We start from the raw sequence: 16,859 nt of genomic DNA on the forward strand, positions 1-16,859 counted from the left end.
CTCGTCCCTATTGTTGCCAACAAGGTAAGTCTGAAAGCGCTTTACGCGCTTATTCAGTCAGGTTCTTTACTTCTATTTTGTGAGTATTACGTTTACTTACCTTTGCCTCGGTAAATGACACATTTTCTAAGGACAAAAATGCACGCATTAAGGTGGCAACTGCATGGTAATAACGGGTGTGTTGCGCTTCGGTAATTTGAACAGCAAGACGTTCATACCAAGGCGCTAAATGACGATTGAAAAATGATTGTTGAACGGATTCCGGCTGTTCGCACAAATACGCCATGGTTTCGCAAAGCGCTGAAATATGATCTTCAGGCTCTTTCACATTTTCACTTCGCTCTAAACCTAGCTGACTTAAATGTGTACGAATTTCCGCCAAAGGCTTTTCCATTAGCGAGCCAGTTAAATGCCAAGATGCAAAAGGTACGACTTCACCCCGACCAATACCGATAAACAGTTCTTGGTACTCATCTTCAAGTTGCTCAACATTAGCATTCTTAGACGCATGAACGATTTCAGACCAAGCCTGAGCCATAGGCGTACCGTTGTCTTCAAACTCTAACTCAGAGAGAAAATCGAGCAGTTCTTTGCTAGGCGCTTGGCGAAATAGCGTCGCCAATAACAGATAGATATCTGAACGCATTGATTGTGCCTGTTCCATTTCCTTCTCCTAATATCTCAGCTGTTGTTCTGGGTCGTTAGCCATAGACTCAAATACATCAATCACACGGCAGTCTTCACACATAGCAATACGGTTCAAAGCTTCAGCAGTAGCAAAGTGTGAGTGACCTTGTAACTTATTCTGCAACATAGTGATCATAGATTGAGGGGCGAATGGCTTATGGCAGCGCAGACATTTCGCTGGTTCTTCCTGATGGAGCGTGATCGCCGATTGACGTGCTGCTTTATCCCAGTTCATTTGCTTAACACTTGTTAGAGCATTTTCAGGACAAGCTTTGATACACAAGCCACATTGAACGCAGTCTTGTTCAACAAACTTAATCCCCGGAATATCACCTTCATGATGAAGCGCTCTTGTTGGACACACAGCAACGCATCCCATACATAAAGTACAGTCTTTGGTTGAACACTCTATCGCGCCGTAAACTGAAGAGGCTTCTAATGGCTGCGCCACTTTCTCGATGTTGAATTGTTCAGCAAGTGCATCAAGCGAGGTAAATAGACGGGCACGCTTGTTCCCTTCTAACTCACCTAAACGTAATTGAAGATCGTCGGTGATTAGGTTTGGAGCCCCTTCGCGAAGCGACTCTAAGTAGAGGATGTTTATTGTCTCTTTCGCTAGGCCTAACTGAGAAAGCAATGTTTGAGCGGTTGCGACTTCTTGTTCCAGAATACGTTGAATGGTTTTCGGCATTCGACGACTGGCAGCAAAAAGAACTTGAGTCGCTCCATTGGTTAATGCGGCAAACCAAGTATCAATACCGACAGATGGCAGTTCATCGACCGTCACTGGAATAACGTTTTCTGGTAGTGCCTTTAACGCCATCAGGTTATACGTCTCATGTTCTGAGCTACAAATCAGAACGACAGGTTTTTCACCGCCCGCTTGAAAATAGTTTTTAAGCAAACGTTCGATAAACTTTTGTGTCTCTTTAGGTGTGGGTAATGCGTAATGAATAGCTTCGGTAGGACAAGCGGTGGCACAAGTTCCGACGCCTTGGCATAGATAAGGGTTAATCTCAATTCTATGACCTGTTTTGTCTGAACCTTCGCTTGATAACGCACCCGCAGGACAGGCATCCACACAGCGTTCACAACCTTTTACACCGCGTGAACTGTGCGCGCATAAATCGGTATCAAGTCGGAAATATTTAGGTTTATCAAAAGTGCCGACCAAATTTGGGATTTGCTCAAGTGCGTCAGCCAGTTTTGGATAACCTCGCCCTACAGGGAAATACCCCGGAACAGGAACTTCTTCCGTCATGACGCCATTCAGAGACATATCAAGGATGATATCGAACGAATCTTTTCCTATAGCGACTTTTGAAAGGCTGGTTGTGACACCATGGTTTTGTACCAGCACATCAAAACTGCCGAGGTATCCACTAATTTGAACGCTATCTGCAAAGTAGATATTGGCTTCTTTGCCCTTTTCCCCATCTATGGAGAGCAAAGAAACAGATTGAACTTGAGGTAATTGTTCTGCGATACGTTCAATCAGACTGGTAGGCCCAATAATCAGAGTATCGCCAGAGGACTCATAACTCACCGTGGGAGGAATGAGGTTAGATAATTCGACGGTATTTTCAATGGCAGAGTACCGCGCGATTCCATTTTGCGAAGTCGATTGTTGTAAGTATTGTTTTAGCATTTGCTCGCTTCCAGTGTTTATCCACACACTTTTTATCTGGATATGAACCTACATTAGCAAATAGCGTTCCAAGAAAACTTTTCAATATTTACAACAAGATACAAGGATAACACTAAGCTAATTAAGGGCATTATTATCTTGTGGGACAATTTGTCCCAACTGCTAACTTACCGTTTAGTCAAAATGTACCTATGATTTATATGGTATTTTTTGTCTCACCTTCTAAATCAGAGAGTTCAGTATGGGTCTCTAATGCTGTTTCTTCCGTTTGCTCACCCTCTTCCACCTCACTATGCTGCGCAAGCAGCTCTGGCTGTTCAGACTCAAACTCTTCCTGTTGCTCAGGGTTTTCGGTCGACTCTTTCAACCATCCTCTCAATGTTTTCGCAACTTCCGGTGAAAGAGGTTTGAGAGCACTGAAGTCCTGAGCGTAGTCGTTCATTCGGCACACTTCACTAAACTCGCCGCCGAAAAATAGCTTACGTAGCGCGGCTTTTTTAATGTCTTTATCGGCTTCCGAAGTCAGTAATGAGGCAAGTGATTTAGGTTCGCTACCCTCTTGTAATGCTTCAACATCTGAAGATAGGTTTTCGTCTGATCTGTCTTCGCTTGTAAGGTCAATGGCAGCATCAGAGTTAATTGAATCAGCTTCCAATCCTGTCTTCGCGTCTTCTACCTGAGCGTCTTTCTCTCCCTCAAGCTTGCGTTTTGACCAGCGCGTTAAGAATGAATCATTGACCACTAGACCTCCCCGCGCCTTTACGCTTCTTACCACGCACTTCTAACAGTTCGCCGTGTCTGCCGATAAAGGCTTCCATCCAAGCTTGCACTGGTAATGGCATGTCGTTCGACAACACCAAATACTCTCCATCCATATACTGACCCGCGACACTTTGCGAGGCGATTAAACGGATGATTTTTGGTGTTTCGCCATCTTCTGGCTGTTCTAAAATCAAAAACAATTTTGGACTTTTGGAGCTGAGGTTAAAGCGATAGTCTGTACGCTCGTCTCGATATAACTCTAGCGTCGCAACATGCTGTGAGTTCTCGTCTACGGTTAGATCAAAGCCAAGTAACTGCCATTGGGTTGTTACCCACATTCCGGCAGTAATCTCATGTTCTTTTAAGCGACAGCTAATCGGCCAACTGTTTTCGGTTTTTGCCATCGTTTGTTTAGCTACAAGAGGTTGAGCTTGTATTTGTTTTTCTGACATAAGAAACCTAATCAATTCTTGTTTTAGTATATGTTGTTAGTGTTATTTAAGGTGACACAAAGCAAATATTGAGCCATTGACTCAAGCCTAGTTGGAAATTTGCGAATGTCATGGGTTAAATGTCGCATAAATTTGCGGTTAAATGATGAAAATGTCCTAATCGACGCAATAAACAAAGCAATGGAATGAAACTTGCTGTTTCGTTGTTCTCCGATCACTCCATCAGGAATCTCACGTGGCACAACCGAAAATCATAAAAACCAGTGAAAACCCATTTCAAACTATCGAAGTTGAAGTTTTTGACGAATATGGTGAGCGCTTAACTAAATCTATCGCCTGTGAGCGCCCGTTAACGGTCATGCTTAACTGGAAAGAGATAGTCACCTTGATGACATTAGGATCCCGCCCTGAAGCACTTGTCTTAGGCTACCTCAAGAACCAAAGTTTTCTTAACGATCCTGAAGCGCTTGAGTCAGTTATTATTGACTGGGAAACCAATACCGCAGCCATTGTCACCAAAGAATCGCTAGAACATTTAGAACCCGCATTAAAGAAAAAGACCGTTACTTCGGGCTGTGGTCAGGGAACTATGTACGGCAACGTCATGAAGCAATTGGAAGGTTACAAAGTTCCTCAAACTGAAATTAAACAGTCTGAAATTTACGACGCGCTCGAAGCACTCACCCATCACAATGATACTTACAAGGCGGCAGGAGCTGTTCATGGCTGTGCTGTTTGCCAAGGTAACTCTGTGCTTTCTTTTGTCGAAGATGTTGGTCGTCATAATGCAGTTGATACTTTGGCGGGTGAAATGTGGCTTCAAGGTGAAAGCGGTGATGACAAAATCTTCTACACCACCGGAAGATTAACCTCAGAGATGGTGATCAAAGTGGCTCAAATGGGCATACCTGTTTTGTTATCTCGTTCTGGGGTGACACAAATGGGATTAGAGCTTGCTCATCAGTTTGGTATTACCACTATTGCTCGAGCGAAAGGACGTCGTTTTCAGGTCTACAGTGGCGTTGAGAAAATAGAATTTGATGTTAAAGGTCATTTGGCCGATGAATCCGACTAATGGATTCAATTGCTCAACAAATGACTCATCCTAAAAAGTAAAAACTCTTTATACAACCTTACATACAAGGGCGTATCAGATTTGATACTGCGTTATTTTGATTGCATTTTTTAGTCTGGATATCTGTATCTAAAACCGGATATACGATCTACACTGTTTTATGAAATCAATGGCTTACTTTAACGATAACGCATATGCAAAATTTGTTACGTCTTTTTTTGATGTTTTGGCTAGTGAGTGGACAAGCAGCCCATGCCGAATGGGATGTGAATAATATCAACACAACGCCAACAGCGAACAACAATGCTTTAGAGATCGAGCAGCAGATTAAAAAACTGCCAGACTCTTTGTTCATGACACAAAATGAATATCTTGAGGTCTCTAGACTGTTGCATTCAACACTCTCTCTTCAATCGAATAACATTAATAATTTCTCACAGGCTTTAGTTGCCTATCGCAATCAAGATGATGACTTCAATTGGTTTAACTTGGAGCAAAGCTATCTCACTCAGGTGAGTTTAACCCATTCAAAGCAACAGTTACTTCGTTTGGCGGATGAACACACCAGAGCAGAAGTTACCGGATTTGGCCCGACTGGAGTTCTTCAGTTCATACAGGAATGGAAAGTGGCTCAACTGAGCGCCGAATACCTGTTTTATTTCCAGATACGCAGTTTTCAATCCCTTATCGATGATTTGCTGATATCCCCTGTACCTTTTATTTGGTCGGTGTGTAAGGTTCTGTTTATCTACTTTTTATTGGTGTGGTGGCTGAGACACAGCAAGAGACTCATTGAACTGTTTCGTAACACCTATTTAAAAGACAAATCAGAACCTTCGCTTTGGGCGCGTATTGTCTGGTATGCCAGCAAGGCAAACAAAGCTATAGCGTGGCTGATTGCGATAACTTTCTCACTGCAAGTACTTGCGGAAATTAAGAGTTTGCAGCACCTCGTCTATCTCGAAATTTTCATTTGGTGGATCTGGGGCGGTTCTATCGCCGTCAGCTTGATTCTGGAATTTACCTACAGAACCAGTCATACCTCGAATAAGGCGCTAATGGCGTTAAGGCTCAGCACTATTCGCCGCATTGTTTGGACGGTGATCATTACGGGTGTGATTCTCCAGCTTTCTATGCGCACATTGGGTAAAGGAACCATCTATTACTGGATTCTCAATACCATGTATGCATGGTTCTTTGTCATGATCGTGTCGGTGCTAAACCTGTGGCGTGAACGTATTTTCGCGTATGCGGAAAAGGCTTCAGACAGACCGCTTTGGGTTAACTGGACCATAAGTAAGAAAGATGCGTTCGCCGTCAGAGTGTTCGCCACCACCATTACCCTAGCGTGGCTGTTAATGCATACGTTGCAATACCGACTTATTGCAGCGCTTTCAAACTACACTTTCTTCAGTCAGGCACTTGCTTATCTGTTTAGAATCGAAGTGGCTAAACAGAATGAAAGTATTTCATCTGACCATAACCACGTCCGTATCAAAGGTGATGAAGCTTTTGAGTATATTCTACCGGGGTCTATGGATAGCGAACTGATAGATTATGCCGCTGACGAAATAAAGCAGTTGTCCCGCTACCTACTGACCGACAGTCCGGCAATCTGCGTTGTTACGGGTGAACGTGGTATTGGCACCACAACTTTACTTTATACCTTGCTGCATAAGGTAAAGAATGCTGAGCCTTTGTATCTGAACTGTCCGTATTCAGGCTACGCAGAACTGCTTGAATTACTGGCGTTAAGCTTAGGTTTAGAAGCGGAGTCATCCGAGATTCAAATTCTTTCCCATTTGCGTAAGAGTGAACAAACCTATCTGATTGCCATAGATAACGCTCAACGTTTGGTAAAACCTATGGTCGGTGGACTAAACAGTTTAATGAAACTCACCAACCTACTTCGTCGCTCTAAGAAAAATCACCGTGTGATTATGGCCATCGAGAAATCGAACTGGCGCTTCGTCGACAGAGCGCGTGGTGAACGTCTGTTGTTTGACTGGGTTACGGTTCTTCCTCGCTGGAATGAGAAACAGATGGTAAACCTGCTTGATAGCCGGATTAACCGAGAGATTGAATCGCCTGTCAGTTTTGAAGGACTTGTGGTACCCCGTCAATGGGATCAAGATGATTCCAGTGATGACGAACGTGCGAAACAAGGTTTTTACCGCATTCTTTGGCACTATTCCGACGGTAACCCTACGGTTGCGTTGCGATTCTTCCGCCGTTCTTTGAACCGCAATAAAGAAACGGGAGTGGTTAATGTCAATTTGTTCCATGTTCCTGACTCGCAAGATCTGGAACAGATGCCTAAACCTATGTTGGCCGTTCTACGTTCTATCGTGCAGCTTGAGGTCGCTTCTAGTGAAGAGTTGTCCAAGTGTACTCAGCTAAGTATTGCTGAAGTCATTGGTATCGTGCGTTATTTCCAAAGTCGCGGATATTTGGAATGGGCAGAAGATAAAGCGCGTGTTTCTGATCACTGGTATCGCACGATTACCAATGTTCTCGATCGCCAACATTTACTGGTGAAATAAACAATGAAGAAAAGTACTACTCACATATTTTCACGTTTTATTGTTTTAGTTTTACTCTGCCTCGCATTGCCAAGTTATGCGAGTGAAGAGTCCGTTAACGCGGAGAGCTTTCAACAGATCGCCAGCTTAGTCCGATGGAGCGGCGTACTATTCTCTATTCTGATCATTGCTGCCACTTGGCTGTTGCTGAAGTTCATGAGCTCATTAGTTGAGACGATTGGCAGTCAGTTTGCGCAATATCGCATGTTGCTGCAAAAGCTCCAGTCGTTTCTCCAGTTCTTTATTTACATGGGTGCTGGTGTGGTGGTGTTTGTCCTTAGCTTCAGGATCAATGACCATATTTTAGCTTTAATCGGCGGTACCTTAGCGGTGTCTGTGGGCTTTGCTTTAAAAGACTTGGCAGCATCGTTTATCGCTGGAATGACGGTTATGATTGACCGCCCGTTTCAAGTTGGTGACCGCGTCACATTTGAGGGGCATTATGGCGACATCATCACCATTGGCTTGCGTTCTGTCCGTATGCGTACTCTCTCAGACGACATTATTACCATCCCAAATAACAAGTTCTTAAACGAAGTGGCCGTCAGTGGTAACTATGGAGCCCTAGATATGCAGGTGGTGATTCCATTTTATATCGGTATGGATGAAGACATCGTTTTAGCGAGAAACCTTATCCAAGAAGCCGCCTCTTCCAGTCGTTACATTCATTTACCCAAACCTGTCACTGTATTGGTTAAGCAGACCATTACGGATAACTATTTGGCGGTTCAGCTAACCTGTAAAGCTTATGTGGTGGATACAGCGTATGAGAAGCTGTTTGAGACAGACATTACTTTGCGGGTCATGGATGAATTCAAACAACACGGAATTAAACCACCGAAGATTGCGATTCACGCACAATAGACATTCGCTACTGTTTGAAACGGTAGTTTTAGACTGATAACAAAATGCCTCGGTATAGAGGCATTTTGCTTTTTTGCGTTATCGAAATTAAGAGACTGATTTAGCGATAATCAGGTCTGTGTCTGCCTTAACTGGCAGGAAAACACTGAATACACTGCCCTTACCGACTTCCGACTGCACTCTGATCTCGCCGCCAGTTTGGCTGAGCATACTTTGAGATACCGATAATCCTAACCCCGTACCATCACGCTTAGTGGTATAGAAAGGATCAAAGATACGTTTGAGATTTTCTGGCTTAATACCGCACCCTTCGTCTTCAATTGTAATAATGGCTCCGCAACAGCGATCTTCTTCAAACCAGTCTTTGCTCTGTATTGTCAGTTTGCCTTTACCATTCATGGCATGGATAGCATTCATCTGTAAGTTAACCAGAATCTGCAACAGCAGATGGCGATTGACTTCAACGGACTTACGAGCGTTAAGGTCGACAACAAACTCAATATCTCGCTTTTTAGCGCCGGTTTTAACTAGTGTGATACTTTCTTCAATGATTGGGTTGACGTGCTGCCAGGTAATTTCATCCTGTACACCACCTTGTCGGCTGTATTGAAGCAAACTGCGAGTAATATTTCTGATTCTATCCACTTGTTCTAAAATCGCCTGAATCTCTTCTTCTATGCGAGCGCCTTCTTCGCCTAATTCAAATTGAATTAGCTCCGTGTTGCCCAAAATCACTGCGGTTGGGTTATTGATCTCGTGGGCGATCCCCGCTGTCAGCTCACCGAGAGCCGCCAGCTTTTCGTGCACAATCAATTTGTCCCGCGTGGTATGCAACAATTCAATATGGTGTTCGAGTTGTTCTGTTTTTTCTCTCAGCTTCGTCGTTCTAGAGTGAACCTTTTCTTCCAGTTCGTTAGCCGCGTTCTGAATTTCGTCATTTCTCTGCTGGAGCAGATCCAGCATGTTGTCAAACTGCTTCGCCAATTGTGCTAACTCGTGTTTTTCATCTAATCCAAGCGGACCAATGCGCTGGTTCTTACCCAATTGAACAAGCTTCACTACACGATGTATACGCTCAATCGGTCGGAAAAGATCACGTGATCCGCGATAGACAAACAGACCTGAAAATGCCAACAGTACTAACGTTGTCACCGCGATTTCAAAGATGTTGGTAAGGTAAGTTTTGACAAACGGCCACATCAAATAGCCGGTATAGAGCATACCGATTACTTGGTTATTCTGATTTCGAATCGGTTGATAAGCAGTGATATACCAAGCATCGTACACATACGCTCGATCAATCCAGTCTTCACCACGACCAAGAACGGCTTGTTTCACTTCGTTTGATACTCGGGTACCGATGGCTCGCCCTTCTCTTTCATCGCTATTGAGCGGCACGTTGGTACTGACGCGTAAATCATCCAAGAACAAAGTGACGGTACCGACTGGCCTTAACTTATCGTGTGTATACGGATAAACAATATCGCGAATTTCGTCGATTAATCCGCTACTGTTATTCAGTAGCTCACCACCATCAAGAAAGCCAATCACCTTATTGTTACTGTCATATACCGTCACTACTGTGCGGCTGACTAAACCTCTGCTCTCGACAGCGTCTCCGCTCAATTCTTTGACTTTTGCGCGTTGCGCTAGGCTCGGTTCTAGCTCGTGTAGTTCTTCGCCACTAAGCACATCAAAAAACGTTTTATTTTGGCTCAGCTCAGTATAGTGAGCCTCATTTTCTGTTGAGTTAATGGGGTGGAAAGTCAGGAAATCGAGTTGATAGCGCTGTTTTTGGTTTTTCACCCAAACGTCTACAGAACTGATGGACTGACCGTTCAAACGCACTCGAAACTCATAAGAATCCGCTAGCGCCTGAATCCGATTCACCTGATTCTGTTGTTGGATTGAAATTGATTTATTGGCAACGCCCAGTCTTTCGGCAACATCAACAAGTGTACTTTGCCATGTGTAATGAAGAGACCAATAGACTGAAATGGCAATCAACGCGAGTAAGGTAAAGCCTATGGGAACGGACGTCAGGATCAAAAGACGGTAGCGAACCATGGTCTGAAAGCGATGTTTCCATTTACGCCACAGCGGAAAATCATTCCACATTTTCAGTCCCTTCGCTTTCCCACTCTTTGTACTTACGTTCTAACGTTTTTCTTGCGACGCCAAGATCTCTCGCAGCAGCTGATTTATTTCCTTCATGGAAATAAACCAGTTGTTCAATATGCGCTCGCTCTACATCTTTAAGTGTCCAAGCATTAGGATAACCCGTTGCCTTATCACGCTTTTTGTTTTCAATGTACTCAGGTACGCCTGCAACATGTGACACCGTCACTGATACATTCGTTGGATGTGCTATGCCATTCATCTCACGCCAATAATGAGCGGGCGGCTTACCCAGCAAGATGCAACGTTCTATAAGGTTTTTCAGTTCTCGGATATTACCCGGCCAATCATAATCGTTCATCGCACTGACATCTTCATGCGCCCACTTCGGAACAGGCACTGCCAGTTCTTTACACAGTTTTTGCGTAAAGAATGGTACCAACTCTCTTAAGTCACTTTTTCGATCACGTAAAGGTGTGACATCAATTTTGAGCACGTTTAGACGGTAATAGAGATCGCTTCGGAAACGACCATGTTCGACTTCTTTTTGCAGATTGCGGTTTGTCGCAGCAACGATTCGAACATCGACGTTTATCTCTTTTTCAGAACCTACAGGGCGAATGGCTCGTTGCTCTAATACTCGCAACAAAGAAGATTGCATGGTGAGTGGCATTTCACCTATTTCATCGAGAAATAGAGTGCCGCCATTAGCCACACGGAACAAACCTTCACGGCTTTTCTTCGCGCCAGTAAATGCGCCTGAAGTGTGTCCAAACAATTCGCTTTCCAACAACTCAGGAGCAATTGCGCCGCAGTTAACCGGAACAAATGGGCCTTTTCGGCCACTGGCCTCGTGAATACCACGCGCTACCAACTCCTTACCAGTTCCCGATTCACCTTCAATCAATACCGAAGCTCTTGAAGGGGCAAACTGCAAGATTAGCTGTTTGAGTTGTTTCGTTTTCTCTGACTGGCCGATAATCTGACTTGTGGTATGGCGCTCAAAGTCATGCTTCAACGCATATTGCATCCGGGCACTTAAGCATTTATCCATACAGCGTTTAACAGCCTGCATCATCTGTTCTAGGTTAAATGGCTTAAGAATGAAGTCTGAGGCACCGAGTTTTAGCGCTCTGATTGCTGTCTCTAAGTCGGCATAACCCGTCATAAAGATCACTTCGGCTTTATGATACTCGTCGGTGAAGGCTTCTTCCCATTCAATGCCAGATCGGCCAGGTAAATTGATATCGAGAATGATTAAATCGTAATGATTGGCGGTACGCAGTAATTCCGCTTCTTCAATAGAGCTCGCACAATCCACTTTAGAAAACCATTTGCTTAAGGCTTTCTTCAAAATGGCCTGCATACCCATTTCGTCATCGACAACAAGAACCGAAAACGCCTGATATAAAGGAGCTTGCTTTGAATCTATAGTATTGCTCATGAGTTTCTCAACGATAATTCATTAGGACAGAACGACTCACATAACCATACTACTGATGTGCCCATGTTGAGACATTTTGTCCCTACAAATGTGCGCTATCGCCTAATTTTGTAAGATTAATCATGATATTGTCTAATTCCCATACAAAAAGCCTAGTTTTAAATGTGGCATCCAGTTTGCTATGTCTGATCTGCTATAAGTCAGATTCAATCATCGTTAAGACGTAATTTGGCGGTCAATCTAGCTCAGCCCACTATTAAAATTAAAATGTAAAATGGATTTCATAATGAATAATAAGATTTCTCTTGCTCTTGCAGCAACGTCATTGGTTTTAGTCAGCTATTCCGCATCCAGTGCGGAAGATACACAACGCATTCGTTTAGCCACCACCACCAGTACCTACCATTCAGGATTGTTAGACTACCTACTGCCAATTTTTGAAAAAGAAGCCGGATATAAAGTGGATGTCATCGCGACAGGAACCGGTAAAGCGCTAAAAATGGGTGAAAACGGTGATGTTGATTTGGTAATGACACACGCACCTAAAGCAGAAGCAGACTTCGTTGATAAAGGATTCGGTGTACTGCCTCGCAAACTGATGTACAACGATTTTGTTTTAGTTGGTCCAAACAGCGATCCCGCTAAAATCGCGCAACAGAAAAATGTCCTTGATGCTTTTAGCCATATTGCCAAAGACGGTGTGACATTCATTTCTCGTGGTGACGATTCCGGCACACACAAGAAAGAATTGGGCATCTGGGCTCAAGCTAAAATTGAACCAAATTTTGGTGGTTATAAGTCTGTAGGACAAGGCATGGGGCCAACGCTCAACATGGCTTCTGAGCTGCAAGCTTATACACTGACTGACCGTGGTACGTGGTTGGCCTATCAGAATAAACTTGACCTTAAAATTGTTTTTGAAGGCGATGACAAACTGTTTAACCCATACCAAGTGATTCTTATCAATCCAGAACGTTACCCTGCTACCAATTATCAAGCAGCAAAAGCGTTTAGTGATTGGCTGGTTTCTGATGAAGGACAGCAGAAAATCAATAGCTTTACCCTTAACGGACAACAACTTTTTGTTGCAAACGCAGACAAATAACGGTCGTGTATGAGCCTTTGGCAAACTACCCAAGACGCACTGACATTACTGATTAATTTTGACGCTGAACTCTGGGAGATCGTTGCGGTCTCCTTTAGCGTTTCATTATCAGCTATTTGTGTGGTGTTAATTCCAGCGATGCTTTTTTCGTTTTTGCTTGCTTACAGCAACTTTCGCGGCAAATGGCTTTTGCTGTCAGTGATAAACACACTTCAAGCGGTTCCAACCGTCGTGATCGGCCTGCTGTTGTATATGTTGCTTTCACGCTCCGGTCCATTGGGAAACTGGTCATTACTTTTCACCCAAAAGGCGATGATCTTAGGTCAAATGTTGATTTGCTTCCCTATTCTGGTGTCTATGATGCACGGCACTCTGCAATCCAGTGACCGACGCTCGGTTGAAACCGCTATGACTCTTGGCGCTTCAACACCACGGATTGCAGCGACCATTATCTGGGAAACACGTTTCCCGTTATTAGCAGCCGTGATCGCAAGCTTTTCCAGAATAGTGACCGAGGTGGGCTGCTCTATGATGGTTGGCGGAAATATTATGGGCTTAACGCGAAACATCCCTACTGCCATTGCTATGGAGAGCCATAAAGGCGCTTTTGCTCAAGGAGTTGCATTAGGAATGGTGCTACTATGCTTAGCACTGGCCTTGAACTTTGCACTTTCCGCAATGCGTGGAAAAGGCTTTTTGAGAACGTAAGGATAAGAATGACAATAACACTTAACGCTCAAAAGTTATCAATGCGCTTTAAAGATCGAGTGCTGTTCCACATCGATCATCTGTCTATTGGGCCAAACGATGCTATTTATCTAAAAGGCGATAATGGTGTCGGAAAAACAACCTTACTTAAGATTTTGGCGGGTTTGCAGAAACCTTCCACAGGAAGTGTTTCAAACTCATTGCCTTGGTGGCAGCGCGTTGTTCATTCGTCCGCCCGTCATCAAGTTATCTATCTGCATCAAACCCCTTACCTGTTTGATGCTACCGTGTATCAAAACGTACTGTACGGAATTAAATTTTCGGCACTGAGTGCAAAAGAAAAACGTTCTACCGTAATAAGTGCTTTGCGAATGGTTGGTTTAGAAACACTGGCAGATGAACATATCTCGGTTTTGTCTGGCGGTGAGAAGCAGCGTGTGGCAATGGCACGCGCTTGGATTCTTAACCCTTCTATTTTGCTCATGGACGAACCGAGTGCATCACTTGATCAGGAATCTATCGACAGACTGGTTATAATGGCAAAAGATTTGTTGGCCAGAGGTTCAAGTCTTGTCATCACGAGCCATCAAGCCAACGCTTTAACCGCAATATGCAAAAAACAGTGGTGGATTAATGATTGCACGCTTATCGAAACACCATTGCTACACATAGTAAAACCAGAAAAAGAGAGAACCAATGTTACTTCCCTCTCAAACTAGTTGGGTCATCCTTGCCGGTGGGCAAGCGACTCGAATGGGTGGAAATGATAAAGGGCTTATTAAGCTTAATAACAAACCGCTAATTGAACATGTCATTGAACGATTGCAGCCACAGGCTTCGCAAATTCTGATCAATGCCAATCGTAATCTCGATAAATATAGTCACTATGGAACCGTCATCAGCGACAGTTTCACTGGTTTCCCCGGACCTTTAGGGGGAATTCACAGTGGCTTAGTTAACGCGCAGACGGATTGGGTCGGTTTTGTCCCTTGTGATAGTCCGTTAATTTCCGATGATCTTGTTGAGCGCTTCTGTCACGCAGTCAACGACGAAAGCGATATCATTGTTGCCCACGATGGAGAGCATTCTCAGCCTGTATTTACGCTCTACCATAAACGTGTTTTGCCAAAACTCACTGCATTCTTGGAGCGTGGCGACAGAAAGATAATCTTGCTATATAACGACTGCCACACTGACTACGTCGACTTCAGTGATTCGCCACAGTGTTTTGTCAATTTAAATACGCCAGATGAACTGGCGCAATTCGGAGCGTTACAAATATGAGTCCTCAACGCCCTTCACTGCCTCTATTAGGTTTCGCCGCATACTCAGGAACAGGCAAAACGACATTGCTTGAAGCGCTCATTCCTAAATTAACGAATGCTGGACTTCGCTTAGGTGTTTTAAAGCATGCTCATCATGACTTTGATGTCGATATTCCGGGCAAAGACAGCTATCGATTACGCAAAGCTGGTGCAAGCCAAATGCTCATCGCATCGCGTAATCGTCATGTAATGATGACGGAAACTCCGGATGCCGAAGCAGAATTCAATTATCTGCTTAGCCGTTTTGACTGCGAAAAACTGGATATTATCTTGGTCGAAGGCTGCAAAAACATTGCCTTCCCTAAAGTTGAGTTACATAGAAACGAACTCAATAAACCGTGGTTGTACCCAAACGATAAAAACATCATCGCGATTGCTGCAGACGAAGTAGTTGAAAGCGAACTCCCGCAGCTCAACATCAACGATTTAGATGCTATCGCGCAGTTTGTTGTCGATTACGCAAAAGGTTTTGGCGCAAAAAAAACGACCTCGGCTAGCTGTGATACCTTGTCTCCTGCTTTTTTATCGGTAGAACAAGGACGACAAGCGATACTCGAACGCGTTCAGACGCTGACAGATATTGAGACTACTGAGTTACCAAGCGCATATAACCGAGTATTGGCGAGAGACATTACATCGCCAGTGAATGTGCCGAGCTACAGAAACTCTGCTATGGATGGTTTTGCTATACGTGGCGATGACTTAAATCGTGAACACTATCAAGTGGTCGCAGAGATAATGGCTGGCGACAGTTACGCTAACGTTGTTGAACATGGTCAGGCAGTAAAAATCATGACCGGAGCTGCCGTTCCGCAAGGCGTTGATACTGTCATCATGCGTGAACAAGCAAGCGTAACTGGTGAAACCGTGACTTTTGGCAGTGCAACAATCAAAGCAGGTCAGAATGTCCGCCAAGCGGGCGAAGATTTATCCATTGACCAGAATGTTTTCTCTATCGGTCAGCGTTTATCTTCACCTGAAATAGGCATGTTGGCGTCTTTGGGGATGAACCTTGCTCCGGTTTATCGCAAATTAAAAGTTGCTATTTTTTCTACAGGCAACGAAGTTCAGGCTCCAGGCACACCTGCCAGTGAGTCACATATCTTTGATTCTAATCGATACACAATTATGGGGCTGTTAGCCCATTTAGGCTGTGAGACCATTGATCTTGGAATCATCGAAGATGATGAGCAATCCATGGTGAATGCTTTGAACTACGCTTCTCATTCAGCAGACGTTGTTTTGACCTCTGGTGGTGTATCGGTTGGTGATGCCGATTTCATTAAGTCTGCCCTAGAATCTTTAGGCACAATAGAATTCTGGCGTATCAACATGCGTCCCGGCCGCCCTCTCGCGTTTGGCAAAATTAACAACACACCTATCTTCGGTTTGCCGGGTAATCCAGTTGCCGTTATGGTCTCGTTCATTAATTTTGTTGAGCCAGCACTGCGTAAAATGCAAGGCGAGGTAAACTGGAATCCATTGAAAGTTCCTGCGGTCGCAACAGAAGATCTCCGTTCACGCCAAGGGCGAACTGAGTTTACTCGTGGCATTTACAGCTTTAATGATCTTGGACAGCTGACAGTGAAATCGACAGGGAAACAAGGTTCAGGGATTTTACGCTCGATGAGTGAAGCTAACTGCTTAATTGAAATATCTCCGGCAGTAGACACAGTTAAAGTCGGCGAAAGCGTGACAATTATCCCACTTCAAGGCAGAATCTAGCGCTTAGAATTTGCTGCAAACGAGAGAAGCTATGGCTCGCACAATTATTTATACCTACAAAGATGAAGAGAAGACGCTGACTTTCTCTTACCAACAGCACAGAAATATCCACGAAGCTGTTGCTGAAGCAGAAGGCATAGACATTACAGACTATCTGAAAATGGAGCTGCAGCTAGAACTTATTTCTGACTCTAAGGCAGTTCGCAACTATCGCGACAACCATTTCAAAAAGTTAGGTTTTGGTGTCATCACCATGAAACCTAAAGAAAACTTAGGTGTAGGTAAAAAGCCAAAACCTCAAGTTAAGTAATTAGAAGTAAAAAAGAAGGGCTTGAATAATCAAGCCCTTCTTCGTTTTTATTCT

15 protein-coding genes are annotated in these 16,859 nt (G+C 44.0%); 9 read left to right on the plus strand and 6 right to left on the minus strand.

Features of this window, described 5'->3' with window-relative positions; all coding sequences use genetic code 11:
- Positions 1-49 precede the first annotated feature (49 nt).
- From P4S58_RS07075 to P4S58_RS07090, 4 genes are all read right to left on the minus strand, one after another.
- Positions 50-646, minus strand: a complete 597-nt coding sequence (locus tag P4S58_RS07075; RefSeq protein ID WP_042482777.1) for a TorD/DmsD family molecular chaperone — start codon at positions 644-646, stop codon at positions 50-52.
- Positions 647-673: 27 nt separating this feature from the next.
- Positions 674-2,335 (minus strand): 4Fe-4S dicluster domain-containing protein, encoded by a 1,662-nt coding sequence (locus P4S58_RS07080; RefSeq protein ID WP_102964177.1) that lies wholly within the window; start codon positions 2,333-2,335, stop codon positions 674-676.
- A gap of 196 nt (positions 2,336-2,531) precedes the next feature.
- A complete protein-coding gene (locus tag P4S58_RS07085; protein WP_042482325.1) occupies positions 2,532-3,077 on the minus strand; it encodes a DUF3306 domain-containing protein in 546 nt (181 codons plus the stop codon).
- Entirely contained in the window at positions 3,067-3,501 is a 435-nt protein-coding gene (locus tag P4S58_RS07090) for a DUF3305 domain-containing protein (RefSeq protein WP_174435411.1), read from the minus strand. The genes P4S58_RS07085 and P4S58_RS07090 overlap by 11 nt, the downstream gene beginning before the upstream one ends.
- 283 nt (positions 3,502-3,784) lie before the next feature.
- Here P4S58_RS07090 and fdhD point away from each other — a divergent pair, with 283 nt between their 5' ends.
- The 3 genes from fdhD (at position 3,785) to P4S58_RS07105 (ending at position 8,070) form a co-directional block, all read left to right on the plus strand.
- On the plus strand, positions 3,785-4,624 hold the full coding sequence (gene fdhD / locus P4S58_RS07095) for a formate dehydrogenase accessory sulfurtransferase FdhD (protein WP_042482318.1): 840 nt from the start codon (positions 3,785-3,787) through the stop codon (positions 4,622-4,624).
- A gap of 194 nt (positions 4,625-4,818) precedes the next feature.
- Complete coding sequence (locus tag P4S58_RS07100; protein WP_337163368.1) at positions 4,819-7,167, plus strand: AAA family ATPase; 2,349 nt, start codon at positions 4,819-4,821, stop codon at positions 7,165-7,167.
- 3 nt (positions 7,168-7,170) lie between these two features.
- Positions 7,171-8,070 (plus strand): mechanosensitive ion channel family protein, encoded by a 900-nt coding sequence (locus P4S58_RS07105; protein WP_102969007.1) that lies wholly within the window; start codon positions 7,171-7,173, stop codon positions 8,068-8,070.
- Positions 8,071-8,157: 87 nt separating this feature from the next.
- Here P4S58_RS07105 and P4S58_RS07110 read toward each other — a convergent pair whose 3' ends face one another.
- A complete protein-coding gene (locus P4S58_RS07110) occupies positions 8,158-10,188 on the minus strand; it encodes a sensor histidine kinase (RefSeq protein WP_337163369.1) in 2,031 nt (676 codons plus the stop codon).
- Positions 10,178-11,632: a sigma-54-dependent transcriptional regulator gene (locus tag P4S58_RS07115; RefSeq protein WP_337163371.1), complete on the minus strand. Its 1,455-nt coding sequence runs from the start codon at positions 11,630-11,632 to the stop codon at positions 10,178-10,180. The genes P4S58_RS07110 and P4S58_RS07115 overlap by 11 nt, the downstream gene beginning before the upstream one ends.
- Before the next feature lie 286 nt (positions 11,633-11,918).
- On the opposite strand from P4S58_RS07115, the gene P4S58_RS07120 reads away from it, so the two are divergent.
- Genes P4S58_RS07120 through P4S58_RS07145 form a run of 6 tightly spaced genes read left to right on the plus strand, consistent with a single transcriptional unit; the run spans position 11,919 to position 16,805 of the window.
- A complete protein-coding gene (locus P4S58_RS07120; protein ID WP_269350724.1) occupies positions 11,919-12,737 on the plus strand; it encodes a substrate-binding domain-containing protein in 819 nt (272 codons plus the stop codon).
- Between the two features lie 9 nt (positions 12,738-12,746).
- Entirely contained in the window at positions 12,747-13,445 is a 699-nt protein-coding gene (locus P4S58_RS07125) for an ABC transporter permease (RefSeq protein ID WP_042482306.1), read from the plus strand.
- An 8-nt stretch (positions 13,446-13,453) separates the two neighbouring features.
- Entirely contained in the window at positions 13,454-14,164 is a 711-nt protein-coding gene (locus P4S58_RS07130) for an energy-coupling factor ABC transporter ATP-binding protein (protein WP_337163372.1), read from the plus strand.
- Positions 14,142-14,729, plus strand: coding sequence for a molybdenum cofactor guanylyltransferase MobA (gene mobA, locus P4S58_RS07135; RefSeq protein WP_102942018.1), 588 nt, complete (start codon positions 14,142-14,144; stop codon positions 14,727-14,729). The genes P4S58_RS07130 and mobA overlap by 23 nt, the downstream gene beginning before the upstream one ends.
- Positions 14,726-16,495 (plus strand): bifunctional molybdopterin-guanine dinucleotide biosynthesis adaptor protein MobB/molybdopterin molybdotransferase MoeA, encoded by a 1,770-nt coding sequence (locus tag P4S58_RS07140; protein WP_337163374.1) that lies wholly within the window; start codon positions 14,726-14,728, stop codon positions 16,493-16,495. The genes mobA and P4S58_RS07140 overlap by 4 nt, the downstream gene beginning before the upstream one ends.
- A gap of 31 nt (positions 16,496-16,526) precedes the next feature.
- A complete protein-coding gene (locus P4S58_RS07145) occupies positions 16,527-16,805 on the plus strand; it encodes a DUF2960 domain-containing protein (RefSeq protein ID WP_042482298.1) in 279 nt (92 codons plus the stop codon).
- Positions 16,806-16,859 lie beyond the last annotated feature (54 nt).

The organism is Vibrio sp. Hal054 (assembly GCF_037162405.1).
Classification (GTDB): Bacteria; Pseudomonadota; Gammaproteobacteria; order Enterobacterales; family Vibrionaceae; genus Vibrio; species Vibrio diazotrophicus.